Genomic DNA, 22,324 nt, shown 5'->3' on the forward strand with positions numbered 1-22,324 from the left:
CCCCAGGATAGGCCGGTATTTCGAACTTTTTCGGCGGCCGTGTCGATCGGCGCGAGGGTTGTTCGACCTTGATGTGAAAGGGTCGGACCGCGACCCGTGACAGGGAGGACCACCGTGAAGTACATGCTGATCTGGCGTGCGACCGACGAGGGCAAGGCATCCATGGCCGACACCGACTTCGAGAAGATGCTCGAAACGATGGGGCGCTACAACGAGGACATGATCCGCGCCGGAGTGCTGCTGGTGGCCGAGGGCCTCGAGGATCCGGAAGAGGGTGTGGTCGTGGACTATGCGACCGAACCGCCGCTGGTCACCGACGGGCCCTACGGCGAGACCAAGGAGCTCTTCGGCGGCTTCTACATCCTCGATGTCGCCTCCAAGGAGGAGGCCGTCGAATGGGCCAAGCGCGCACCGTCGTTCGGACCGGGATTCAAGACCGAGATCCGCCGCGTCACCAGCATCGACGAATTCCCGCAGGACAACGAATGGATCCAGCGGGAACGCGCCTGGCGTGAGTCCACCGGGCAGCTGTGAGCGGCTGAGCCGTGGCGGACCCGACCGGACGTGACGCCGTGGCCGCGGTGTGGCGCATCGAATCCGCGCGCATAGTTGGCGCTTTGGCCCGCTACACCGGGGATTTCGCGCTGGCCGAGGATCTCGCGCAGGAAGCCCTGGCCGAGGCACTGGTGGCGTGGCCGCGTGCAGGCGTGCCGCGCAATCCGGCGGGGTGGCTGCTCACGGTCGGGCGGCGGCGGGCCATCGACGCCTTCCGCCGCCGGGCCGTCCGCGACGACCGCTACCGTGCCCTCGCCCAGGAACTCGGCGAGGGCACGGCGGCCAGCGGCGCGATGCCGATAGTCGCTGGCGCGGAACCGCTCTGGGATCCGGATCAGATCGACGACGATGTGCTCGCTCTGATGTTCGTGGCCTGCCACCCGGTGCTGTCACGGGCGGCGCAGGTGGCGCTGACGTTGCGCGTGATCGGTGGTCTGACCAGCGACGAGATCGCCAAGGCGTTCCTGGAACCGACCGCCACCGTGCAGGCCCGCATCACCCGTGCCAAGAAAACCCTTGCCGCGGCGCAGGTTCCGTTCGCCATACCCCCGGCCGACGAACGCGGCGCGCGGCTGAGCGCGGTACTCAACGTCGTCTATGTCATCTTCACCGAAGCCTCGTCGGCCTCCTCCGGGCAGCACCTGATGCGCCTCGATCTCGCCGCCGAGGCCCAACGCCTCGCCCGAGTGCTGGCCCGGCTGATGCCCGGCGAGCCCGAAGCACACGGGCTGCTGGCCCTCCTGGAGCTGACCGCGGCCCGCTTTCCCGCTCGCACCGACGCGAACGGGCAGCCGGTCCTGCTGGAACACCAGAACCGAATGCGCTGGGACCGGGCGGCGATCGGCCGCGGCCGGGCCGCCCTCGACCAGGCCGCACGAGTTGGCCGGGGGCTCGGGGCCTACGGATTGCAGGCCGCGATCGCGGAGTGCCATGCGGTCGCCGCCTCCGTCGACACCACCGACTGGGATCGAATCGTGGTGCTCTACGAAGCGCTCGGGCGGCTCGCGCCGTCACCGATCGTCGAGCTCAACCGCGCCGTGGCGGTCTCCATGGCGCGGGGCCCGGCGGCCGGGCTCGCGCTCGTCGAGCAGCTGAAAGACGCCGCGGCCATGCCGAATTCCCATCTGCTGCCGAGCGTGCGCGCCGAATTGCTCGCTCGCCTGGGGCGCATCGAGGAGGCTCGGGCCGAATTCGAGCTGGCCATCGGACTGTGCGGCAACGACCTCGAACGCGGGGTGCTGGAGGGTAAGCGGGCCGGGCTGGCGCGCTGAGTCCGGTCAGCCCACGTACTCCGATTCCAGCACCAGATCCGCGAGCAGGGACTGGTATTCGGTGTGGGTGTGATGCTCGGTGGTGCGCCAGCGGGTACCCTCGGACTCCCGCATATAGCGGCGGTAGTCCGGCGCGCCCGGGATGGCGACATTGTCGGCGACCACCACGCTGCCCGCGTGCAGCCAGCCCGCGTCCAGAATGGTCTTCAGATCCGGCAGATACGCGCTCTTCTCGTGGTCGACGAAGACGAAATCGAGTGTGCCGGGCCCGAATCCGTGCTCGGCGGCCAACGTCTCGACGGTCTGCCCACCATCGCCGATGATGCCGACGACGACGCTCACCTTGTCGCTCAAACCGGCATGCGCGATCAATGCCCGGGCGATCTCGGCATTGTCGGCATTCATCTCGACCGACACCAACCGTGCGTCATCACCGAGCAACCGGGCGGTCCGGATCGCGCTGTAGCCGCAGTACCCGCCGAGTTCGAGCAGTTGCCTCGGCGAGTACTTGCGCAGTGCCGCATCGAGAATGAGGCCCTTCTCATCCCCGATGTTCACCAGCAGGCTGTGATTGCGCGCGAAGTCGTCGAAGGCCGCCAGCACGCCGTCCGGATCACCTGCGGGGGAGCGGGACAGCACGAAATCCCTGGCCGCCCGCTCCCGCCCGTCGCCGACCTGCCCGGTCCGCACGAACGTGGGGCCGCCCACCATGAATCGGAGGACCGACCAGCGCAGGAACGGCAATCGATCCCGCAGCGCCTCGGCAAGCGACCTACCGGCCATGAGATTCCCCTGTTCTCGTCGTGGGGGAGCGGGTCGATTATCGCCCAGGCTCGCGCGTCAGCCCAGCACCCCGGCCCGGCGTGCGGCTTGTAGCCAGGAGGGGAACTCGCTGAGCAGCAATCGGTACAGCTCGGCGTCGGAGAGTTGGTCGATATCGGGTACGGCGAAGAACCCGGCATTGTCGACCACCCGGCCGTCGAGCTCGTCGAGTTTGGCGAGCAGCCCGAAATTGTTGGGCCCCAACCCGATGAACTGCCAGAAGGCGGGCGCTCGTGACGCGTCGCGCATCAGCTGGGTGATCTCGCGGCGTTTGTGGAACCCGCCGTCGGTGAAGAACAACACCAGCGTCGGCTCGCCGGCGCGCAGCGATCCGAGAATCTCCTGCATGATCGGTATCTCGTCGTTGAGATCGCCGATCTGCCGGTAGTCGATGCCCGCGTGCACGCCGCTCAAATGCAGGAACGTCGCACACCAGCGCTCGGTGTCCGCCACGGTGATGTCGGGCAGCCGCGCGAACTTCCGGCCGTAGAGGAACGGTTCGAGCGCGCCGTCATCGTCGAGCTGAATCGCGACCGGGATCATCCGCTCCACCACCTGGTGCACGACCTGCCGCTTGTAGAGCCCGGCCATGCTCCCGGTCTTGTCGATCACCAGGATCACCCGCGCCCGCACACCCTGCGCGCCCTTGGACAACAACACCTTGGCCACTTCACGTTTGCGGAGATCCAGCACCTGACGCTTCTCGAGCGACAGCTTCTCCTCGCCCGGAACCGACCGCACCGACTCGACCGGTGGCACGGCGGCCGGGGCGTCGACGACCACGCCGTGGTCGGTGATCAGATCGGCGAACCCGCCCGCGTAGCCCTGTCCGACCGCGCGCACCTTCCAGCCCGCGCCGCGGCGGTAGACCTCGATCGCCACCACCACCGACTCGGCGCTGAGCCCGTCGATTCGGTAGCTGTACAACGGATTTCCGGACGGGTCGGCGACGGTCGCGGTCGGGGGAGGGTAGGAGCCGAAACGGGCCTGCGGATCGTCGAGCGTGATCACCGCCCGGATCTGCGCGATCTCGACCGGTATTCGACTCAGGTCCACATGCAGCGTGCCCTGCGTCAACTGCACGCCGGGTGCGGTGGGCTGGTTGTAGAACACGAAGTCGGCATCCGAGCGCACCTTCACCTCGGCGGTGACCAGCAGGGCCGAGAGATCCACGGGCGCTGCGGCATTCACGGCGATCAGTAGGGGAGTGGCTGGCAGTTCGGCATTCTGACCCTTGGTCAGTGGCAGGGCAGTCATCAGGGAGTCACTCGATCCGAGGTAGGGGACTCTTCACACGGTAGTGATCCGACCCGCCAGGTGGGGTTATGAGAAACAAACATACTGTTACGGAAATATGCGCATCTAAACATGAATCACCCCTTCATAACACAGTCACCTCCAGAGCCCCTCACCTCAAAAACTGCCTAGAGGAGAGGGGGTCGTCAGGGGGGCAGCTACCAGTTGGAGGGTTCGTAGTCCTTGAGGAAGCAGCCGAACAGGTCCTCGCCCGCTTCGCCGCGCACGACCGGGTCGTACACCCGGGCCGCGCCGTCGACCAGGTCCAAGGGGGCGTGGAAGCCCTCCTCGGCGAGGCGGATCTTGGTGTAGTGCGGGCGCTCGTCGGTGATCCAGCCGGTGTCGACGGCGGTCATGAGGATGCGGTCGGTCTCGAACATTTCGCGAGCGCTGGTGCGGGTCAACATGTTCAGCGCGGCCTTGGCCATATTGGTGTGCGGATGGCCGGGGCCCTTGTAGCCGCGGGCGAAGACGCCCTCCATGGCCGAGACGTTCACGACGTACTTGCGGTCGGCGGGCGCGGCTGCCATGGCCGGGCGCAGGCGCGAGATGAGGATGAACGGGGCGACGGAGTTGCACAGCTGCACTTCCAGCAGTTCTGTGGCGTCGACTTCGCCGACGGCCTGCACCCAGCTGTTGGTATGCGCGAGGTCGGGCACCAGTCCGCCGGCATCGATGGCGACGCCCTGCGAAATGCGTTCGGGGGTGGCCGATCCGGCGACCAGGGCCAGATCGGTGATGTCGGCCGCGGTGAGTCCCGGTGTGAGCGAGGCGGTGAGCGCGGTCGGGTGGGCCTGCATGGTCTTGCCGAAGGTGATCACGTCGGGCAGTTCGCCCGCGGGCAGCGGCCCGTTCTCGGCTTCGACGAGGGCGCTGTAGGCGCCGACGCTGCGGCGCACGGTCTGCGCGGCATTGTTGATGAGGATGTCGAGTGGGCCTTGTGCCGCGACATCATCGGCGAGGGCGACCACCTGGGCGGGGTCGCGCAGGTCGATGCCGACGACGCGCAGCCGGTGCAGCCAGTCGGCGCTGTCGTGCTGGGCGGTGAAGCGGCGGATGGCGTCATTGGGGAAGCGGGTGGTGATCGTGAGGTGCGCCCCGTCGCGCAGTAGCCGCAGCGCGATGTACATGCCGATCTTGGCGCGGCCGCCGGTGAGCAGTGCGCGGCGTCCGGTGAGATCGGTTCCGGCGTCTCGCTTGGCGTGGCTCTTGGCGGCGCAGTCGGGGCAGAGCTGGTGGTAGAACGCATCCACGCGTGTATAGCGCTGTTTGCATATGTAGCACGGTCGCGGCTTCAGCAGGGTTCCGGCGCTGGCCCCGCTGGTGGGCGAGCTGATCAGGATGCCGGCGGTTTCGTCGTCGATCCGGTTGGGCGAGCCAGTAGCGGTGGCCGCCACGACTTCTTTGTCGGCAGTAGCGATCGCATCTCGAGCCGCGATCCGCTTGTTCCGCTTGAACTTCTTGAACATGTGCCCGACGGCCCGCTGCACGGCGACCGAGTCCGGATGCTCCTTGTCCAGCTGCCCCGCCAGTTCGAGGACCCGCAGGCAGGTGGCCAACTCATCGGGGTCGATGGCCGGTGCGTCGGTCGGTAGCGAGGTCGTCTGGTCGGCCATCGGAGAGAGTGTCGATCCTTCTTGCGGGGGCAAATGACCGACCCATTCTTCCATCACGCGCCGTGTAGGGATTTCAGGGGTGAAATCCCTGAGCGTGCGTGGCCGGGACCGGCTAGGGGGTGGTCGCGGGCAGCGGTTGCAGATCGTCGGCGTCGTTGTCGCGGCCGAGTTCGCGGGCGCGTTCGGACAGCAGGGCGAGCAGGCGGGCGGGAATTTCGAGGCGGACCTGAATGAGGGCCTGCCACACCGTGTTCGGGGTGTCGGGGGTGAGGGCGGAGAGGAATTCCTCGAGGTCGTCCATGCCGTCGATGAGTTGCAGGATGCGGGTGCGGCCGGTTTGTTCTTGGGCGAGGGCGATGTCGACGAGGGTGTGGATGTTCTCGCTGCGGGAGGCGGTGAGGATGGCGGTGAGCAGTTGTTCGCGGGTGAGGTCGCCGATGAGGGAGGCGAGTATCGGGGTGGTGGTGTCGGGGAGGGCGTCGACCAGGGGGAGGGCTTGGGACCAGAGGTCGTGGTCGGCGGTGGCGGTGATGACGGCGGTGAGGACGTCGGGTTCGGCCATGACCGGCAGGCCCGCGAAGCGGCGGCGGTTGTCGTCGGTGAGGGCGAGGGCGACGGGGATCATGGCGGCCCAGAGTCCGGCGGTGTGTGCTTGGCGGATGAGGTCGCCGAGGCGGTCGTCGTCCTGGTCGCCGACGCGGGCGGCGATGAAGGTGCGTGCGGTGTCGGGGAGGTGGGAGGCCAAGGGCAGCAGGTTGACCCATTGGCCGCCGTCGAGGGCGGCGTCCATGATGGCGGCGAGGGTGGTCTCGTCGTGGACGGCGGGTCGTTCGGCGAACAGGCGCAGGCTGTTCGGGCTCATGGCGCTGGTGATGGGTAGCAGGGTGGTCCAGGCGTCGAGTTCGGCGACGGCGGTGATGAGGGCGTCGAGGACGTCGCCGCCGAGTCCGGCGGTGATGTCGCCGATCCAGGCGCGGTTGTGGGGTGCGATGGAGTCGAGCAGGTCGATGCCTTCGGCCCACATGTGCTGTTCGTGGGCGGCGCGGATGACGCCGGCGACGCGGTCGGCGACGATGTGCAGGACGTTGTCGATGGCGGTTTTGTCTTCGAGCAGGAAGCCGATGCGCAGCAGGTCGGGGTCGCTCATGACGGGGGCGGCGGCGCGCAGGGCGGGTTCAGGGACGACGTGCACGAAGCGGCCCATGGTGATGTGGTCGCCGCGTGAGAGTAGTTCGCGCGCAACGTCGGTGACCATGGTGGGTGGGACGGCGGCGATGATGGCGGCGGTGCGGCGGGGGTCGAGTTGGACGGCGCATTCGGCGAGGAAGGTCGCGTTGAGGTTTTTGGCGATGTCGACGGCGCGGTGGGGTTCGACGGCGCTGGCGACGGCGGCGCACAGGACGGGTCCGAAGGCGCGTTCGGCCATTTTGGAGCTGATGGCGACGGGCACGATCTTGCTGGCTTGGGCGATGCCCTTCATGCGTTTGGCGTCGCGGTCGAAGAGCAGGTCGGTGACGCGTTCGCGGTAGGCGCGGATGGCGGCGGGTGGCAGGTCGACGAGGTAGTCGAGTTCGGTGGGGTCGGTGATGCCCAGTACGCGTGCGAGTTTGGTGGTCTCGGCGACGGCGGCGAGGTGTTCGCTCATAGTCCCAGTGCTTTCTTGACGGCCGGGCGCATGAGGCGCGGGACGATGTCGAGGGAGTTGCCGATGGCTTGGTCGAGGGTGTCGCGGCGGCGGGCGAGGGCTGCTTGGAGGTGGCGGTCGAGGTCGGTGAGGTCGGTGTCGGTGAGTTGGTCGAAGGCGTCGGGCAGGGGTGCCCGCAGGGTGTCGCTGAGGTGGCGTGCTGCGTCGGACATCGGTGTCTTTCCGGTTGTGCGTACTGCCGGTACGGTGATCGATACTGGCAGTACGGTTGGCTGGAATGCAATCGGTCGACGTGGGGCTGTGCTGTGGCTTGTATCACGCGGGCCGTGCGTACCGGCGGTACGTGTATGCTTCGCCCGTGGTTCGTAGCAGTGCGCCGGTGACCCGGGAGGACATCGTGGACGCGGCGATCCGGGTGATCGATCGGGCGGGGCCGCGCCCGAGCATGGATGACATCGCGCGCGAGGCGCAGATCACCAAGCCGCGGTTGTATCGGCAGTTCGCGGACAAGGGTGATCTGTTCACCGAGATCGCGGCGCGGATGTCGCGGCGGGCGTTCGCGGCGGCGGGTGCGGATATGACGTTGATGTTGCAGCCGCCGCGTCCGGCGTTGCGGCGGGTGTTCGGTGAGTATGCGAGCGGAATCCTGGAGCACCCCAACGTGTTTCGGTATCTGGGGCAGGCGCCGCTGTTGCAGCAGTCGGAATCGGGTGTGCTGCAGTTCGATCTGGGCCGGGATGCGGCGCGGCGGTTGGAGAAGCTGGCGCGCACGGTGGCCTCGGCGGTGCCGCTGGAGACGGCGGGTCTGGATTATCTGTCGCGGGCGCTGGTGGGTGCAGTGGTGTCGATGACGGATCTGTGGCTGGGGGATTCGGCGACCCCGACGCTCGAGCAGACCGAGGAGTTCGTGTCGCAGGCGACCGAGTTGGCGTGGGGTCTGATCGATGGCTTTCTGCGGCGTCAGGGCATCGAGGCGGAGGCGGACACGCCGATTTTCACGACGTTCGCCGAGGTGAATCAGTCTCGTTCCACCGACCATTGACGCTTTGTTGACACAACGCCAATAGCCGTGCACGCTGAGGGGCGAGGCGCGCAGGCGCACCCGTAGGCAAGCGAAGGATCACACCATGGCACGCCCCGCATGGAGCGACGACGAGGTCGAGGCGGTACGAGGACTGGCCACCACCTTCTTCGAGAAGGAGGTGATCCCGCACGAGGAGAAGTTCATCGCCCAAGGCCATCCCGACCGCGCCCTCTACAACCGCGCCGGCGAACTGGGCCTGCTGTGCGCGTCCATCCCGACCGAATACGGCGGTGGCGGCGGCACTTTCGCGCACGAGGCGGCCATCATCGAGGCCCAGACCCACACCGGCGACGGCGCCCTGGGCATGTCGGTGCACTCGAGCATCATCGCCCCCTACATCCACCACTTCGGCTCCGAAGAGCTCAAGGCCCGCGTGCTGCCCAAGGCGGCCAACGGCGAGATGGTGCTCTCGATCGGCATGACCGAACCCGGCACGGGCTCGGATCTGCAGAACATCAAGACCCGCGCGGTGCGCGAGGGCGACGAGTACGTCATCACCGGCTCGAAGATCTTCATCTCCAACGGCTGGCTGTGCGACGGCATCATCATCGCCGCCAAGACCGACCCCACCCAGGGCGCCTCCGGTGTCTCGCTGATCTTCGCCGAGGTCGGCGAGGACACTCCCGGCTTCACCCGCGGCCGCATCCTGTCCAAGATCGGCGGCAAGGGCCAGGACACCGCCGAACTGTTCTTCGACGGCCTGCGCGTGCCCGCGGCCAACCTGCTCGGCGGCGCCGAGGGCCAGGGCTTCTACCAGATGATGCAGATGCTCGCCCAGGAACGCCTGGTCACCGCGATTCTGGCGGTCGCGATGACCGAGAAGGCCGTCGAGCTGACCATCGACTACACCAAGGGCCGTGAGGCTTTCGGCAAGCCGCTGTTCGCGATGCAGAACACCCGCTTCGAACTCGCCGAGTGCGCGACCATCGCCAAGGTCGCGCGCGTGTTCCTCGACGACTGCATCAGCAAGCATCTGCGCGGTGAGCTCGACATTCCCACCGCGGCCATGTCGAAATACTGGTTGACCGATCAACTCGGTAATGTGGTGGATCGCTGCCTGCAGTTCTTCGGCGGCTACGGATACATGACCGAATACCCGATTTCCCAGCTGTACACCGGCGCTCGGGTCCTGCGAATCCTCGCGGGAGCCAACGAGGTGATGAAGGATCTCATTGCCCGCTCACTCTGATACCGACATCGAGCCGACCGCGTCCGAGGACACCGCGGACGCGCCGTCGCGCCGCCGTCGGCTCGAACCCGACGAACGCCGCGCGCAGATCCTGTCCTGCGCCATCGACATGTTCGGCGAACGTCCCTACGCCGCGGTCTCGACCGCGGAGCTCGCCCAGCGAGCCGGGGTGGCCCGCGGGCTGATCAACCACTACTTCGGCAACAAACGCGACCTGTATCTGGCCGTGGTGCGGCGCATGGTGACACTGCCGCGCCCGGACAAGATGGTCGTGCCCGCCGGATCCACCCGCGATCGGGTGGACGCGAGTGTGGCCTGGCTGCTGGACACCATCAGCGAGCACGGCAGCACCTGGGTGAAGGTCACCGGTCACGAAGGCGTGGGCGACGATCCGGAGGTGCAGCGCATCCTGGACGAGGCCGACTACGCCGCCGCCGACCGCATGGTCGCGATGATGGGCCTGTCGGATTCGCTGCACTCGGCCGAATTGCGGGCGCTGGTGCGCTGTTACGGCGGACTGGTCAAGGCCGCCGGGCGCGAATGGATCGTGCGCGGCAGCCTGACCCGCGAGCAGGTGCACCACCTGCTCGCCGACGCCCTGCTCACCCTCGTCGTCGACACCTTCCCGAAGGTCGACGCGGGCAACTAGCTCGACCGGGCCGACTCGATCGACGCGGTGAGCTCCTCGACCTGCCACGTCACCCCCGTGGTGGCCAGCCGGTCGAGGAAGCTCGCCGCGTCGAAAGCCTGTGCCGGAGCCAAGGTTCCGGCGGGTGCGCCGTCGGCGACCAGCCGCCGGGCGGCCTCCACGGCGATGACGGCCGTCGAACCGTACGGGTCGAGACCGGTGACCCAGCCGCGGGCGCGGCGGCCGTCGACCGCGGTCGCCTCGGCCAGCACCAGCCAGCGTGAGACCGCCAGCTCGGCCGGATCCGGGATCTCCGGAATCGTCTCGGCCACCTCGCCGCTGAGACCCGCGAAGATCTCACCCATCTCGGTGCGGATCAGGCCCTGCACGTGCGGGGTGTCGAGGTGGCGGGGGATGGTGTAGACGCCGGGCAGCGCCAGCGCGGTCACCGGAACCGGCTGGGTCTCACCGGGTTCGGCCAGCGTGGCGGTAGCGTCACCGACCGGCTGCCAGACGTGGTCACGGTATTCGATCTGATCGAGCACCATGATGGCCGCCATCGACCGCGCGGTGCCACGCGAGGCCGCGCCGGGGCGGCGTAGATCGGCCACACGGATCCCGGCGATCGGGGCGTCCAGCTGCGCGGCGGTGAGCGCCGCGATCAGATCACCGGGCACGCCGTCGTCGGTGACGGCCGGAATCACCGCGATCCCGGCGTGTTTCGCGGGCTCGTCATAGGTTTGCAGAATGTGCTGCAGGTAGCTGGGTTCGCCGGTGGTGTCGATGTAGGGGCGGCGCGCGGCGATCGCGGCCCGCACCACCGGCTCGCCCCACAGCGTGAACGGCCCGGCGGCATTGATCACCGCGTCGGTGTCGGCGAAAGCGGCAGCGAGTGCATCGATGTCATCGAGTGCGGCCACCCGGATCTCGGCGTCGGGGATCCCGGACTGATCGGCGACGCGCCGCAACCGCAACCGATCGCGGCCGACCAGCACCGGGGTCAACTCGCGGCGGACCAACTCGGCGACGATCAGGGAACCGGTGAAACCGCTCGCGCCATGGACGGCAATACGCATGACAGACAACTCCATCGAGAGTGTGTAGCGAGCCGGAGATCGGCTCGCCATCCACGCTAGGAGCGGTGATCCGGACGATCCATGCTCACAACTCCGGTCCCGATGTCCGATCGTCCGAACCGTGGTGTGCCGCCGGTACCGTGAAACGGTGGACATCCTCAGCGATGCCGTCGCCGCGATGCGATTGGGCACCCCGCACTCCAACCGCACCGTGCGGCACGGACACTGGCACACCTACTTCCCGCCGGCGGGCAACAGCGCGGGATTCCATGTGGTGCTCCAGGGTTCGTGCTGGCTGCTGCCCGACCACGGCGACCCCATCCACCTGCAGGTCGGCGACGTGGCCTTCGCCCCGCGCAGCCGCGGACACGCCCTCTCCGACAACCCCGTCGGCTCGAGCGCCGCCGAAACAGCCAGCGCCGCCGATACATCCAGCGTTGCCGCGACTTCGAAGGCCGCTGGCGCTTCGAGCGCTGCCGGTGCTCGTATCACGTACGCCGCCGGTGCTCGCAGCGCAGACGCTGCCGGTGCTCGCAGCGCAGACGCTGCCGGGGTCGGGACCGTGTTGCTGTGTGGCGCCTACTATCTCGACGACTCGCGCCCGCATCCCGCCCTAGCGGAGTTGCCCGATGTGATCCATCTGCCCGCCTGTGTCGGGCACTACAGTCCGTTGCGCGCCGCGATCGACCTGCTCGGCCACGAACTCGACACCCGCGACGAATCCGGGGCGATCGCGCCGCTGCTCGAGATGCTGCTGCTGTTCATGGTGCGCACCTGGTACGAGGCGCACCCCGCCGAGAGCGGATGGGTTGCCGCGCTGCGCGATCCGGCAGTGCATGCCGCCTTGCAGGCCATGCACGCCCAACCCGCCGCACCGTGGACGGTCGCCTCGCTCGCCGCGCACGCTGGAGTGTCGCGCTCGGTCTTCGCCCAACGCTTCACCGCCACCGTCGGCACCGGCCCGCTCAATTACCTGACCTGGTGGCGCATGACCCGCGCCGCCCGGCTGCTGCGCGACTCCGACGTCCTGCTGCGCGTGGTCGCCGAAAAGTCCGGCTACACCTCCGAATACGCCTTCGCCAAAGCATTCAAACGCGAATTCGGCGTCGCGCCCGGCCACTTCCGCCACCGCGCCGACGCGGCCTGACCACTACCGCGCCCACACAGCACCGGCCCTATGAAGGGGTCGACCAACGAGGTGATCGGGCATGTGACAGCGCCGTGAGGCTGCCGCCCGCACAAGCGGGCGGCGGCGCCGGACCGCCGAGATCGTGCAAGCCCGGCCACGCTCAGGCAGTCGGGCCAGGCTCAGACGGTCGGACGTTCAGACGGTTGGGCGCTCAGACGTTCAGACGGTCGGACGCTCAGGGCAGCAGGACCAGACGGCCGCGCACCCCGCCCTTCTCGAAACGCGCGTGCGCGTCGGCGGCGCGGGCGAGCGGATAGGTTTCGGCGACACGCAGACTCAGCGTGCCAGCCTCCACCAGGTCCACCAGTTCGGCCAGGCGGCGGCCGTCGGGAGCCTGAGCCACCGTGGTCACGGTGATATCGCGCTCGGCGGGCGGCGCGAGCGGGGGCAGCAACGCCACGAACGCGCCACCGTCACGCACCAGCGGCAACAGCGCGGCACCCACCAGCGCCGCATCGATGACCGCGTCGACCCCGCCCGTTCCCAGCCGCGTCACCAGATCCGCGTCGCGCGGCACGAATTCGCTCGCGCCCAGCGAAGCCACCAGCTCCGCGTCGTCCGCCCCGGCGACCGCGATCACCCTGGCACCGCGGGCGGCCGCCAACTGCACCGCGTAGCCGCCGACCCCGCCCGCCGCACCGGTCACCAGCACCGTCGCGCCGGGCGCGGCCGTGACGGCCAGATCGGCGGTGACCGCATTGAGCGGCAAGGTCGCCGCCGCACTCAACTCGACGCCGGTCGGGGCGGCGGCCACGAGATCCGCGTCGAGCACCACGTACTCGGCGTAGCTGCCCTCGAAGGTGGACAGCCACGGCAGCAGCCCCACCACCGCCTGCCCGATCTCCTGGCGGCTCACATGCGAGCCGACATCCTCGATCCAGCCCGCGAACTCCACACCGGGCACGTAATACTCGCGTTCGGGCAGCAAGGCCGCGAACGCACCCGCCCGCGCTCCGATATCGACCGGATTCACCGGGGCGGCAGCGACTTTCACCAACACCTCGCCCGGCCCGGGCGTCGGCGTGGGCACCTCGAGCACGTCGAGGACCTCGGGCCCGCCGAAGCGGGAGAAACCAACAGCACGCATGACAAATACTCCTGTGCTCGCAAAGGAAGGAAAGGTCCACCGGTGGAACGCCGCCGCCGGTATCGGATCGGCGCGGGGCGTGATTCCACGGTAGGAGCGGGCGCGGGTGCGCGGCCAGTAGGCACCTGAAAGTTCCCAGCTCCCCACCCGGAGTGCGCGATGACCGAAATCCGCCGTCGGAGATGGGAATGCGGGGCACGGCGGGTCGGCTGTAACTGGGCAGCGAATCGTCGACAGGGGAGCGAATGACGACCACCACCGCCGGGCAACGCCGTGAACAGGCCAAGACCGATTACAACGCCTTCCTCGCCGCCTGCCCCACCCACAACATGCTCGACACCATCGGCGACAAATGGGTGTGCCTGATCCTGGCCGCATTACGCGACGGCCCGCGCCGCTACGGTGAAATCGGCGCGACCGTCGCCTCGGTCAGCAACAAAATGCTCACCCAGACCCTGCGCACCCTCGAACGCGACGGCCTGGTCACCCGCCACGTGACCGCGCAGGTCCCCGTCCGCGTCGACTACACCCTCACCCCGCTCGGGGAAAGCCTCGTAGCGGTCGTCTCGCAACTGCAGCGGTGGGCCGAAGGCCACATGGACGAAGTCCTCGCCGCCCGCACCGAATTCGACAGCGCGGGCGACGACGCCAACCAGGGCGGGAATGCGTCCCGGCGCTGAGGCGTTGCTGGCGGACATGACAGTCCACGACTTCGGAAAGTTCGGCGTATGGCAGCGTTACACGCAGATCACACCCGAATCCGCGCGTGAGATCGAAGAACTCGGTTACGGCACGGTATGGCTGGGCGGGTCGCCACCCACGGATTGGGACGGCTTCGAGCAACTGCTCGCCGGCACCGACACGCTGGTCGTCGCCACCAGTATCGTCAATATCTGGGCCAGCGCTCCCGACGCCGCCGCCACCGACTTCCTGCGGCTCGAGGAGAAGTTCCCCGGCCGGTTCCTGCTGGGTATCGGCGCCGGGCATCGCGAACACACCGGCACCTACGCCAAACCCTATGACGCACTGGTCGACTACCTCGACGTCCTCGACGCGCACGGCGTCCCACGCCACGGCCGGGCACTGGCCGCCCTCGGCCCGCGCGTCGCCGCCCTGGCCGGTGAGCGCAGCGCGGGCGCACTGCCGTATCTGACCGTGCCCGAGCACACCGCCGAACTGCGCAAAATCCTCGGCCCCGACGCACTGTTGGCCGTCGAACACAAGGTGGTCCTCGACGAGGACGTCGAGCGTGCCCGCGCCCTGGGCCGCGAGGGGGCCGGTTTCTACGTGGGCCTGCGCAACTACGCCAACAACCTGCGCCGCTGGGGTTTCCACGACACCGACCTCGTCGTGCCGGGCAGCGACCGCTACATCGACGCCGTCGTCGCCCACGGCACCGCCGCCCAGATCACCGACCGCCTCGCCGAGCATCGCCGCGCCGGTGCCGACCATGTCGCCGTGCAGGTCCTCGGCCACGATCCGCTACCCACCCTCCGCACCCTCTCGCCCCTGCTGGTCACGGCTCTGAACTGAGCCGCGTCCCCGGATGACGGCATCGTCCGGATCATTGCCCGGAACGCGGTCCCACCCGATGGCGTACCCGACGGTTGCCGAGCGGCCGACGCTGAAGCCAGAAATCGGCCGGTGCGGGCGGATTCGGGTGCCGAGGCCCGCACTGGAGCTTCACGAAGCCGGGCTTTTCACAAGTCATGGCCCGGCAGCCAGCCAACACTGCCGCGTACCCGGCGGGTGCGGGGCAGTGTTGGCTGGAGTCGGAAATCGGCCGGTTTCAGGCGGATTCGAGGCTCGCGAGGGCCTTGGATAGTCGCGAGGCGCGGGTTTTCGGGGTGAGTGCGCGGTAGAGGTCGAGCACGATCGTGTACTGGCGGGTGCGGTCGAGGGCCTCGTAGGTGGCGCGGGCGTGTGGGTGCGTGGCGAGGGCAGCGAGGAGGTCCGGGGGTGCGGTGAAGCTCGACTGCGGGGGATAGGCCGCTGCCCAACGACCGTCGGCTTGCGCGGCCGCGACTTCGGCCAGCCCCGGCCCGCGCATCCGCCCGGCCTCGGTCAGGGCCGTCACCTTGTCGACGTTGACCTGCGACCAGTGGCTGCGCGGGCGACGCGGGACGTACTTCTGCAGGTAATGCTCGGCGTCGAAGCTCTTGCGCTGCCCGGAGATCCAGCCCCAGCACAGTCCGACGTCGACCGCCTCGTCCTCGGTCAGTGACGCGATGCCCGAGCCCTTCTTGGCCATGAGGATCCACACTCCTTGCGGGAGTACGTGATTGGTCGCCAGCCAGGTGTCAAAGGCAGTGGCGTCGGCGAAAGCGACCGGGTCCATATCCCTACTGTGGCAGAGGGCACCGACAACTGCGCGGGGGTCGCGGTCGGTGCGGCAACCTAACCCGCGAACCATAATTGTCCCAGACACACCTTGTTTTCGGTGTCGTGCCGCGGTTACCGTGAATCGATGACGACCTCCAGCTCCGCCGCCGCTGCCGGACTGCCCACCGGGGTGAGCGGTTCCGCCGACCCCCGATTCGCCTCCGCCGTAAGAACTTTCGCCCGCGTCTTCGCAGGCCGCCATGGTAACGGCGGCGCGCTGGCGGTCTATCAGCACGGCGAGCTCGTCGTCGATGTCTGGGCCGGCGCCTCCGACGCCCACGGCACCCCCTGGACCGCCGACACCGGCGCGATGGTCTACTCCGCGTCCAAGGGCGTCTCGGCCACCGTCCTGCACCGCCTCGCCGACCGCGGCATGCTCGACTACGCCGCCCCGGTCGCCGAATACTGGCCCGAATTCGCGGCCAACGGCAAGGCCCGCATCACCGTCACCGAACTGCTCAGCCACCGCGCGGGCCTCTCGGCGCTACCGGCCACCAGCCCGCACGAGGTCCTCGACCACGAACTCATGGAAGCCCGCCTCGCGGCCGCGAAACCCGATCACCTGCTGGGCAAACCGATCTACCACGCCCTGACCATCGGCTGGCTCATGACCGGTCTCGCCCGCGCCCTCACCGGCCGCGACATGGCGCAGCTCTACCGCAGCGAGGTCGCCGAGCCGCTCGGCGTCGACGGCATCCACCTCGGCCGCCCACCGGCCGGATCCCGCACCGTCGGCGCGGACCTGGTCGGCTCGGTGAAAACCCTTGCCGAACGCGACATCCCGGCCAATATCGCCACCCTGGTCCCGCGCCTGCCGCGCCTCGTGCGCGACCCGCTGGCCTCCCTCTACGTCCCCGGCCTGGAATCCATCTTCCGTGGCGAGCACCCCGCCATCCTGTCCACCTCCCTGCCCGCCGGAAACGCCGTGTGCACCGCCCAAGCTCTCGCCCGGATGTACAGCGCCCTGGCCTGCGACGGCTACCTCGACGGCCGCCCCTACCTGTCCACCAAAACCGTGCGCGAACTCGAACGCGTCCGCACCTACCGCCTCGACCACAGCCTGCTGGTCCCCTTCTGGCACCTCGGCTACCACAGCCTCCCCGCCGCCCGCGCCCCCCGCGGCTACGGCCACATGGGCGCCTTCGGCTCCACCGGCTGGACCGACCCCACCTCCGGCATCTCCATCGGCTTCGTCCACAACCGCATGTCCCTGGCCTGGAGCCCCCTCGACCAAACCTTCGCCGTCCCCCTCCTGCATTTGATCCTGCGCGCCGCCCGCCACCCCGCCGCCTACACCGAACGCCGCACCGCCGGAGCCGCCTGACCCGAACCCGCTCTCGCGCAGTACCCTCGGCGATCGGGAGGGATCGATGACGGGTACTGGAACCCGGCCGGGCTACCGCCGTGCGGCGCGCCTGGGCCGGGTCGTGGCTGCGGTGGCAGCGCTGGTGGGGTTGCCGTTGTTCGGGATGTATCGGTGTCAGCAGTGGCAGGATGTCCCGGTCGAATCGGTGCGGATCGCCCGACAGGTGCGCGTGGCCGGGTTCGAGCCGGTCGCCGTCGTGAGCTGGTCACCGGGCGACGACCTGCCCGAGGCAATGGCGTATTTCGCTGGGCCACAGCCCTATCCGGACCCTGTCGCGGCGGTGTCGGTGCCCACGATCGCCTTACAGGCCGCCGATCGCGTCACGATGGGTTCGAGCACCGAGACCCGGACCGCGAGCGGATCGCGCCCCGACCGCTGTGCCGCAACGGTGTACTTCAACCCGGACCCATGGACACACACCGTGGACAAGCAGGACGTGCGCGCGAAGCTGTCCGAAGCCCGCAGCGCCGGGAAGATCCTGATCCTGGTCGAGATCCGGGGCTGCGGCGTATGACCATCAACGAACAACATCTCGACCGCAGAGGTCAACGCCGCAACACCACCTTCGTGCTGTGCTGGCTGCTGGTCGGCCTGCTGGTCACACTGTTCACCGCACTCGTGTCGTTCAGCACGATGAGCAGCTACCAGGACTTCCTCTACGGGGGCAGCGACTGGGATCGATTCACAACGGCCGCATCGAAATCGGAGCCGGCGCAAGCCTGTCTGTGGTTGTCGTGGCTGGTCGCCGGGGTGACCTGCTGGCACCTGGGCGGGCGCGCCATCGAACGCGACCGCAACATGCTGTGGGCGTTCGCGATTGCCCTGATCGTCTACGAGAGCGGACTGGATGTGACCTTCGAGATCGCGATGCGGGGGATCGACGCCGCCTACCGGTCGTGATCAGAGCGTCAGTCGCTGTTGTCCTTGCGGGCCTTGCTCGGTTGCACGCGGGAGGGTTCGTTGGGCATCTTCGGGTAGACCGGAGGCCAGGGGGCGTCCATCAAGCCTGCGGCCATGTCCTTTTCGGACATCTCGAGCAGGACCGCGAGGGATTGCGGGGTGCGGTCGGCCCACGGGTCGCCCAGTTCGGCGACGCGGGTGGGGACGGTGGCGATGGTGAGCTCGTCGGGGACGATCGTTTCCAGGGCTTCCCAGGAGATCGGGGTGGAGACCTGGGCGCCGACCTTCGGGCGCACGCACCAGGCACCGAAAACTGTTTTGTGGGGGGCGTTCTGGTTGAAGTCGACGAACACGCGGGAGCCGCGTTCCTCTTTCCACCAGGCGGCGGTGATGTCGTCGGGGTGGCGGCGTTCGAGCTCACGCGCCAACGCGACCGCGGCCGCGCGGACCTGATAGCCGTCCCACTCCGGTTGCAACAGAGCGTAGAGGTGCAGGCCGCGGGAGCCGGAGGTCTTCACCCGCACATCGATGCCCAGTTCGCTGCACAGGGCGCGCACGGCGAACGCGGCGGCGCGCAGATCCTCGAATCCGATACCGGGGGAGGGATCCAGATCGATACGCAGTTCGTCGGTGACACCGGTGGGCGGCAACGCGTTTCCGGCCGCGTCGTGCACGGGCGGGAAGGTGGAGGCGGCTTCCGCACCGGCGTGGGTCGCCCAGACGTGAAAGCCCAAGCAGCCCAGGTTGACCGCCCACAGGATGTGCGCCATGTCGACGGCCACCAAGGCGTCGCTCTCGGTGCCGTTCGGGGTCGAGACGACCGTGGTCTGCAACCAGTCCGGCACCGATTTCGGCACCCGCTTCTGAAACCACGACTTGCCCGACGCCCCATCGGGATAGCGCTCCAGCAGCACCGGCCGACCCCCGATGGTGCGCATGATCGGCTCGGCCACCGCCAGGTAGTAGTTCACCAGATCCAGCTTGGTGTCCCCGCGTTTGGTGAAGTAGATCTTGCCCGGATTGGAGATGGTGACACTGTGCCCGGCCACCTCGATATCCATCGAATCACTCACTGCGGCTTCCCTTTCGCGGCGCGCGCCTCGGCGAAGATATCGGCCAGCTCGGCCGGGGCGACCTCGTCGAGCTGCGCGTAGGTGCACGATTCGGGGGTGCGGTCGCTGCGGAAACGCACCAGCCGCCCACCGTGACGCAACCGCCCCGCCATCACATGCTCATAGCGCACCTCGGCCACCAACTCCGGCCGCAGCGCCTCCCACGACAGATCCTTGCCGCCGGTCCAGCGGCTCACCCCGCCGGGCATCTTCCCGTCGGCCTTCGCCTGTGCCGCCGCGTCCGCCCACGACCGCCACGGATGATTCGCGAGGGCGTTGTGCCGCAACGGTTCCAGCTCACCCACCAGCTCCTTGCGTCGCGCCGCGGTGAAACTCGACGCCACCCCGACATGATGCAGATTGCCCTCATCGTCGAACAGTCCCAGCAGCAGCGACCCGACGCCCTCCCCGTCCTTGTGCCAGCGGAACCCGGCGATCACACAGTCGGCGGTGCGCTCATGCTTGATCTTGAGCATCACCCGCTTGTCCTGCAGATACGGCAGATCCGCCGCCTTGGCCATCACCCCGTCGAACCCGGCCCCCTCGAAGCGGGTGAACCAGTCCGCGGCGGTCTCGGGATCGGCGGTGATCGGGGTCAGGTGCAGGCGCGAGAACTGGCCGTCGAGCACCGATTCCAGCACCCGGCGCCGCTCGGCGAACGGACGATCGGTGAGATCCTCGTCCCCGAGCGCCAGCAGATCGAAGCCCACGAAACTCGCCGGTGTCTCCACCGCCAGCTTGTTGACCCGCGACGCCGCCGGATGCAGCCGGTTTTGCAGCGTGTCGAAATCCAGGCCCGCCTCGGTGACGACGACGATCTCCCCGTCGATCACGCACCGCGGCGGCAGCGCCTGACCCAGTAGTTCCACCAGTTCGGGGAAATACCGGGTCAGGGGCCGATCGTTGCGCGAACCCAGTTCGATCTCGTCGCCGTCACGAAAGACGATGCAGCGGAAGCCGTCCCATTTCGGCTCATACCGCAGCCCCGCCTCGCGGGGCAGCTCGGAGACCGATTTGGCCAGCATCGGTTTCACCGGTGGCATGACGGGCAGTTGCACACGACCTCCTCGGTTCGCGGTGGACCCGCAACCGATCGTAATGCGAACCGGTCAGTTTTCCAGCCACCCATGCTGATCGGCGAACGCCGTGAGCCGATCACGGATCGTCACGATCTCCGCCGCCGTCAACTGCGGCGAGGCGTCCAGCAGCAGCTCGGTGATCAACCGGCGATGCTCGTTCGCGCTCATCGCCCCCGAGACCCGATGCTCCTTGCCCTTGTGCCGGGGCGGGCTCACCTGCCCGGGCACCACCGCCAGGTTGATCGCCTTGGGCCCACGATCACCCTCGGTCACATCGAATTCGAAAACCCGCCCCTGGCGCAGCTCGTCCTCATCCAGCCCGATGTCATTGACGTGCACGAACACGTCCGGCCCGCCGTCCTCCGGCCGAATGAACCCGAAACCCCGAGAGCTGTCGAACGACACCAATTTCCCGATGGACACCTAAACACCCGCTCCTCGTCGCCGCGTCCCTCTCACGGGCACTCTAGTCCGCAGGCTGATCATTATTGGAAGAAAGTGCCTTTTGCAACGAATTGAAGACGGTCAGGCCCTGCCCCACCATCCCGTTGACGATCTCGCCCACCCCGTCGGGACCGTTGAGCACCGTCAGATTCGCCTTCGACAGCCCCAGCGACGCCTGCTTGACGATCTCGGGCAACTGCTCGATCAGCAACTGGTCCAACGCGATCCGATTGTTCGACGCCGCCGCCTCGGCCTGAATCCGGGTGCGGTCGGCCTCGGCGACGGCCAGGATGCGCACCCGCTCGGCCTCGGCCTGGGCGGGCTTGACCACCTCGGTCTGCAGCTGCTGCTCACGCAGCTCGGCCTCCTTGCGGGCCTGCTCGGCTTGTGCGGCGAGCACCCCCTGCAATGCGGTGGCCTGAGCGAGCGGACCCGCCTGCGCCGCTTCGGCATTGGCGGAATCGATATCGCGCTGATACTGCGCCTTGAGAATGGCGGTCTCGCGCTGATACTCCGCCTGCTTGCGCTGCGACTCCTGCTCGGCTTGCGCCGCGAGTTGCGCGGCGGCGGCCTGCGCGATCTGCGCGTCCCGCTTGACCGCCGCGTTGTGCGGGGCGGCCAACGCGGCGATGTAGCCGAGGTTGCCGTCGTCGATGGACTGGATCTGGAAGGAATCCACCCACAGCCCGATATTGCTCATCTCCACCTTCGAGGCCACCAGCACCTCGTCGGCGAGCTTCTGACGCTCGCGGATGATCTCCTCCACCGTCATCGAGCCCACGATCGAACGCAGATGCCCGGAGAAGATGCGCCCGGTCAGCACGCTCATCTCCCGCTCCTGCTCGGACAGGAACCGTTGCGCCGCATTGACGATCGACTGCGTGTCGTTGGCGACCTTGAACGCGATCACCGCGCGCACATCCAACTGGATGGCCTGCTTGGTGACACAGCGCTCGCCGATCTCGGCCTCGAACATCGCCAGCGACAGATACCGCACCTTGCGGAAGAACGGCATCACCCAGGTGCCGTGCCCGATCACCACCCGAAACGGTGTGGACCCGTCCTTGGCGCCGCGCGATCCGCTGACCAGCATCGCCTCGTCGGGATCGGGTACGTGGTAGCCCAGCATCGTTGTCTCCCTCTACTGGTGGATAGAACTTGTCGATCTATCGATCGCCCGGAAGGGGAATCCACGCAACAACATCGACCACCCGCCCCGGATGCGCGGCCACCACGAGCACGGTGACACCGGCCGCGAGAGGTTCCTCGGCGCGTGCGATGTAGAGCTCGGTTCCCCCTCGGATGGCGACTCGCACCTCCCCGAGGGTTCCCTTGCCCCGGATCGGCGAGGTCAGCGTACCGGTCAATCCGACTACCGGGTCGGTCATCGCGCGTGAACTCCTCCGACTCGATCGCTGAGAACGCCCAGCGTACGCGCGGAGGCTGGATCGACCTGGGCCGCCGCAACATTGCTCCACAATTGCTACCGCTCGGTATGATCGATGCGCTCGGCGCTCCGGCGATTCGCCTACCGGGGTGACCCACCGTCCACGACGAGGACGGCGGCCGCGCGCCGCCGTCGA

The 22,324-nt window shown here is 68.2% G+C and carries 24 protein-coding genes; 11 read left to right on the forward strand and 13 right to left on the reverse strand.

What is annotated here, in order from left to right; all coding sequences use genetic code 11:
- The first annotated feature begins 114 nt into the window (after positions 1-114).
- Entirely contained in the window at positions 115-534 is a 420-nt protein-coding gene (locus ACWELQ_RS08705; protein WP_452396424.1) for a YciI family protein, read from the forward strand.
- An 11-nt stretch (positions 535-545) separates the two neighbouring features.
- On the forward strand, positions 546-1,826 hold the full coding sequence (locus ACWELQ_RS08710) for an RNA polymerase sigma factor (RefSeq protein ID WP_452396425.1): 1,281 nt from the start codon (positions 546-548) through the stop codon (positions 1,824-1,826).
- Between the two features lie 6 nt (positions 1,827-1,832).
- Here ACWELQ_RS08710 and ACWELQ_RS08715 read toward each other — a convergent pair whose 3' ends face one another.
- The 5 genes from ACWELQ_RS08715 to ACWELQ_RS08735 form a co-directional block, all read right to left on the reverse strand.
- Positions 1,833-2,609 (reverse strand): O-methyltransferase, encoded by a 777-nt coding sequence (locus ACWELQ_RS08715; RefSeq protein ID WP_452396426.1) that lies wholly within the window; start codon positions 2,607-2,609, stop codon positions 1,833-1,835.
- 57 nt (positions 2,610-2,666) lie between these two features.
- Positions 2,667-3,905, reverse strand: coding sequence for a vWA domain-containing protein (locus ACWELQ_RS08720; protein ID WP_452396427.1), 1,239 nt, complete (start codon positions 3,903-3,905; stop codon positions 2,667-2,669).
- Between the two features lie 197 nt (positions 3,906-4,102).
- The gene (locus tag ACWELQ_RS08725; protein ID WP_452396428.1) at positions 4,103-5,560 is read right to left on the reverse strand and encodes an SDR family NAD(P)-dependent oxidoreductase; all 1,458 of its coding nucleotides are present in this window, start codon (positions 5,558-5,560) and stop codon (positions 4,103-4,105) included.
- 112 nt (positions 5,561-5,672) lie between these two features.
- Positions 5,673-7,205 carry a hypothetical protein gene (locus tag ACWELQ_RS08730; RefSeq protein ID WP_452396429.1) on the reverse strand — a complete coding sequence of 511 codons (1,533 nt, stop codon included), beginning with the start codon at positions 7,203-7,205 and terminating at the stop codon, positions 5,673-5,675.
- Positions 7,202-7,417 carry a hypothetical protein gene (locus ACWELQ_RS08735; protein ID WP_452396430.1) on the reverse strand — a complete coding sequence of 72 codons (216 nt, stop codon included), beginning with the start codon at positions 7,415-7,417 and terminating at the stop codon, positions 7,202-7,204. Before ACWELQ_RS08735 ends, ACWELQ_RS08730 begins: the two co-directional genes overlap by 4 nt.
- Positions 7,418-7,563: 146 nt before the next feature.
- Between ACWELQ_RS08735 and ACWELQ_RS08740 the strand changes: the two genes are divergently transcribed.
- The 3 genes from ACWELQ_RS08740 (at position 7,564) to ACWELQ_RS08750 (ending at position 10,127) form a co-directional block, all read left to right on the forward strand.
- The gene (locus tag ACWELQ_RS08740; protein ID WP_452396431.1) at positions 7,564-8,247 is read left to right on the forward strand and encodes a TetR/AcrR family transcriptional regulator; all 684 of its coding nucleotides are present in this window, start codon (positions 7,564-7,566) and stop codon (positions 8,245-8,247) included.
- Positions 8,248-8,332: 85 nt separating this feature from the next.
- Positions 8,333-9,478 (forward strand): acyl-CoA dehydrogenase family protein, encoded by a 1,146-nt coding sequence (locus tag ACWELQ_RS08745; RefSeq protein WP_452396432.1) that lies wholly within the window; start codon positions 8,333-8,335, stop codon positions 9,476-9,478.
- Positions 9,462-10,127, forward strand: coding sequence for a TetR/AcrR family transcriptional regulator (locus tag ACWELQ_RS08750; RefSeq protein ID WP_452396433.1), 666 nt, complete (start codon positions 9,462-9,464; stop codon positions 10,125-10,127). The genes ACWELQ_RS08745 and ACWELQ_RS08750 overlap by 17 nt, the downstream gene beginning before the upstream one ends.
- Here the strand turns inward: ACWELQ_RS08750 and ACWELQ_RS08755 are convergent.
- On the reverse strand, positions 10,124-11,182 hold the full coding sequence (locus tag ACWELQ_RS08755; protein WP_452396434.1) for a saccharopine dehydrogenase family protein: 1,059 nt from the start codon (positions 11,180-11,182) through the stop codon (positions 10,124-10,126). The two genes, ACWELQ_RS08750 and ACWELQ_RS08755, sit on opposite strands and share 4 nt — an antisense overlap.
- Positions 11,183-11,330: 148 nt before the next feature.
- On the opposite strand from ACWELQ_RS08755, the gene ACWELQ_RS08760 reads away from it, so the two are divergent.
- Positions 11,331-12,329, forward strand: a complete 999-nt coding sequence (locus ACWELQ_RS08760) for an AraC family transcriptional regulator (protein ID WP_452396435.1) — start codon at positions 11,331-11,333, stop codon at positions 12,327-12,329.
- A gap of 217 nt (positions 12,330-12,546) precedes the next feature.
- Here the strand turns inward: ACWELQ_RS08760 and ACWELQ_RS08765 are convergent, their stop codons facing one another.
- Positions 12,547-13,458 carry an NADP-dependent oxidoreductase gene (locus tag ACWELQ_RS08765; RefSeq protein ID WP_452396436.1) on the reverse strand — a complete coding sequence of 304 codons (912 nt, stop codon included), beginning with the start codon at positions 13,456-13,458 and terminating at the stop codon, positions 12,547-12,549.
- A gap of 245 nt (positions 13,459-13,703) precedes the next feature.
- Between ACWELQ_RS08765 and ACWELQ_RS08770 the strand changes: the two genes are divergently transcribed.
- Both ACWELQ_RS08770 and ACWELQ_RS08775 read left to right on the forward strand, forming a co-directional pair.
- Positions 13,704-14,138 (forward strand): winged helix-turn-helix transcriptional regulator, encoded by a 435-nt coding sequence (locus tag ACWELQ_RS08770; protein WP_452396437.1) that lies wholly within the window; start codon positions 13,704-13,706, stop codon positions 14,136-14,138.
- Positions 14,122-14,991, forward strand: coding sequence for an LLM class F420-dependent oxidoreductase (locus ACWELQ_RS08775; protein ID WP_452396438.1), 870 nt, complete (start codon positions 14,122-14,124; stop codon positions 14,989-14,991). The genes ACWELQ_RS08770 and ACWELQ_RS08775 overlap by 17 nt, the downstream gene beginning before the upstream one ends.
- Before the next feature lie 256 nt (positions 14,992-15,247).
- On the opposite strand, the gene ACWELQ_RS08780 is transcribed toward ACWELQ_RS08775, so the two are convergent.
- Positions 15,248-15,796 carry a YdeI/OmpD-associated family protein gene (locus ACWELQ_RS08780; RefSeq protein ID WP_452396439.1) on the reverse strand — a complete coding sequence of 183 codons (549 nt, stop codon included), beginning with the start codon at positions 15,794-15,796 and terminating at the stop codon, positions 15,248-15,250.
- Between the two features lie 129 nt (positions 15,797-15,925).
- Between ACWELQ_RS08780 and ACWELQ_RS08785 the strand changes: the two genes are divergently transcribed.
- From ACWELQ_RS08785 to ACWELQ_RS08795, 3 genes are read left to right on the forward strand one after another with little or no spacing between them, the layout of a single operon-like run.
- Positions 15,926-17,164, forward strand: coding sequence for a serine hydrolase domain-containing protein (locus ACWELQ_RS08785; RefSeq protein ID WP_452396440.1), 1,239 nt, complete (start codon positions 15,926-15,928; stop codon positions 17,162-17,164).
- 46 nt (positions 17,165-17,210) lie between these two features.
- The gene (locus ACWELQ_RS08790; protein ID WP_452396441.1) at positions 17,211-17,720 is read left to right on the forward strand and encodes a hypothetical protein; all 510 of its coding nucleotides are present in this window, start codon (positions 17,211-17,213) and stop codon (positions 17,718-17,720) included.
- Positions 17,717-18,106: a hypothetical protein gene (locus tag ACWELQ_RS08795; protein WP_452396442.1), complete on the forward strand. Its 390-nt coding sequence runs from the start codon at positions 17,717-17,719 to the stop codon at positions 18,104-18,106. Before ACWELQ_RS08790 ends, ACWELQ_RS08795 begins: the two co-directional genes overlap by 4 nt.
- Before the next feature lie 8 nt (positions 18,107-18,114).
- On the opposite strand, the gene ACWELQ_RS08800 is transcribed toward ACWELQ_RS08795, so the two are convergent.
- From ACWELQ_RS08800 to ACWELQ_RS08820, 5 genes are read right to left on the reverse strand one after another with little or no spacing between them, the layout of a single operon-like run.
- Positions 18,115-19,179 carry a DNA polymerase domain-containing protein gene (locus ACWELQ_RS08800; RefSeq protein ID WP_452396443.1) on the reverse strand — a complete coding sequence of 355 codons (1,065 nt, stop codon included), beginning with the start codon at positions 19,177-19,179 and terminating at the stop codon, positions 18,115-18,117.
- Positions 19,176-20,276, reverse strand: coding sequence for an ATP-dependent DNA ligase (locus ACWELQ_RS08805; RefSeq protein ID WP_452396444.1), 1,101 nt, complete (start codon positions 20,274-20,276; stop codon positions 19,176-19,178). Before ACWELQ_RS08805 ends, ACWELQ_RS08800 begins: the two co-directional genes overlap by 4 nt.
- 51 nt (positions 20,277-20,327) lie before the next feature.
- A complete protein-coding gene (locus ACWELQ_RS08810; protein WP_452396445.1) occupies positions 20,328-20,720 on the reverse strand; it encodes a cold-shock protein in 393 nt (130 codons plus the stop codon).
- A gap of 43 nt (positions 20,721-20,763) precedes the next feature.
- Positions 20,764-21,870 (reverse strand): SPFH domain-containing protein, encoded by a 1,107-nt coding sequence (locus ACWELQ_RS08815; protein WP_452396446.1) that lies wholly within the window; start codon positions 21,868-21,870, stop codon positions 20,764-20,766.
- Between the two features lie 37 nt (positions 21,871-21,907).
- Positions 21,908-22,129 carry a hypothetical protein gene (locus ACWELQ_RS08820; protein ID WP_452396447.1) on the reverse strand — a complete coding sequence of 74 codons (222 nt, stop codon included), beginning with the start codon at positions 22,127-22,129 and terminating at the stop codon, positions 21,908-21,910.
- Positions 22,130-22,324 lie beyond the last annotated feature (195 nt).

This window comes from Nocardia sp. NPDC004722, assembly GCF_053601505.1.

Coding starts and splice junctions, on each gene's coding strand:
- ACWELQ_RS08725 (WP_452396428.1), bottom strand. CDS start 5,560: ATGGCCGACCAGACGACCTCGCTACCGACCGACGCACCGGCCATCGAC.
- ACWELQ_RS08815 (WP_452396446.1), bottom strand. CDS start 21,870: ATGCTGGGCTACCACGTACCCGATCCCGACGAGGCGATGCTGGTCAGC.
- ACWELQ_RS08785 (WP_452396440.1), top strand. CDS start 15,926: ATGACGACCTCCAGCTCCGCCGCCGCTGCCGGACTGCCCACCGGGGTG.
- ACWELQ_RS08765 (WP_452396436.1), bottom strand. CDS start 13,458: ATGCGTGCTGTTGGTTTCTCCCGCTTCGGCGGGCCCGAGGTCCTCGAC.
- ACWELQ_RS08730 (WP_452396429.1), bottom strand. CDS start 7,205: ATGAGCGAACACCTCGCCGCCGTCGCCGAGACCACCAAACTCGCACGC.
- ACWELQ_RS08795 (WP_452396442.1), top strand. CDS start 17,717: ATGACCATCAACGAACAACATCTCGACCGCAGAGGTCAACGCCGCAAC.
- ACWELQ_RS08790 (WP_452396441.1), top strand. CDS start 17,211: ATGACGGGTACTGGAACCCGGCCGGGCTACCGCCGTGCGGCGCGCCTG.
- ACWELQ_RS08720 (WP_452396427.1), bottom strand. CDS start 3,905: ATGACTGCCCTGCCACTGACCAAGGGTCAGAATGCCGAACTGCCAGCC.
- ACWELQ_RS08715 (WP_452396426.1), bottom strand. CDS start 2,609: ATGGCCGGTAGGTCGCTTGCCGAGGCGCTGCGGGATCGATTGCCGTTC.
- ACWELQ_RS08755 (WP_452396434.1), bottom strand. CDS start 11,182: ATGCGTATTGCCGTCCATGGCGCGAGCGGTTTCACCGGTTCCCTGATC.
- ACWELQ_RS08820 (WP_452396447.1), bottom strand. CDS start 22,129: ATGACCGACCCGGTAGTCGGATTGACCGGTACGCTGACCTCGCCGATC.
- ACWELQ_RS08780 (WP_452396439.1), bottom strand. CDS start 15,796: ATGGACCCGGTCGCTTTCGCCGACGCCACTGCCTTTGACACCTGGCTG.
- ACWELQ_RS08775 (WP_452396438.1), top strand. CDS start 14,122: ATGCGTCCCGGCGCTGAGGCGTTGCTGGCGGACATGACAGTCCACGAC.
- ACWELQ_RS08770 (WP_452396437.1), top strand. CDS start 13,704: ATGACGACCACCACCGCCGGGCAACGCCGTGAACAGGCCAAGACCGAT.
- ACWELQ_RS08745 (WP_452396432.1), top strand. CDS start 8,333: ATGGCACGCCCCGCATGGAGCGACGACGAGGTCGAGGCGGTACGAGGA.
- ACWELQ_RS08735 (WP_452396430.1), bottom strand. CDS start 7,417: ATGTCCGACGCAGCACGCCACCTCAGCGACACCCTGCGGGCACCCCTG.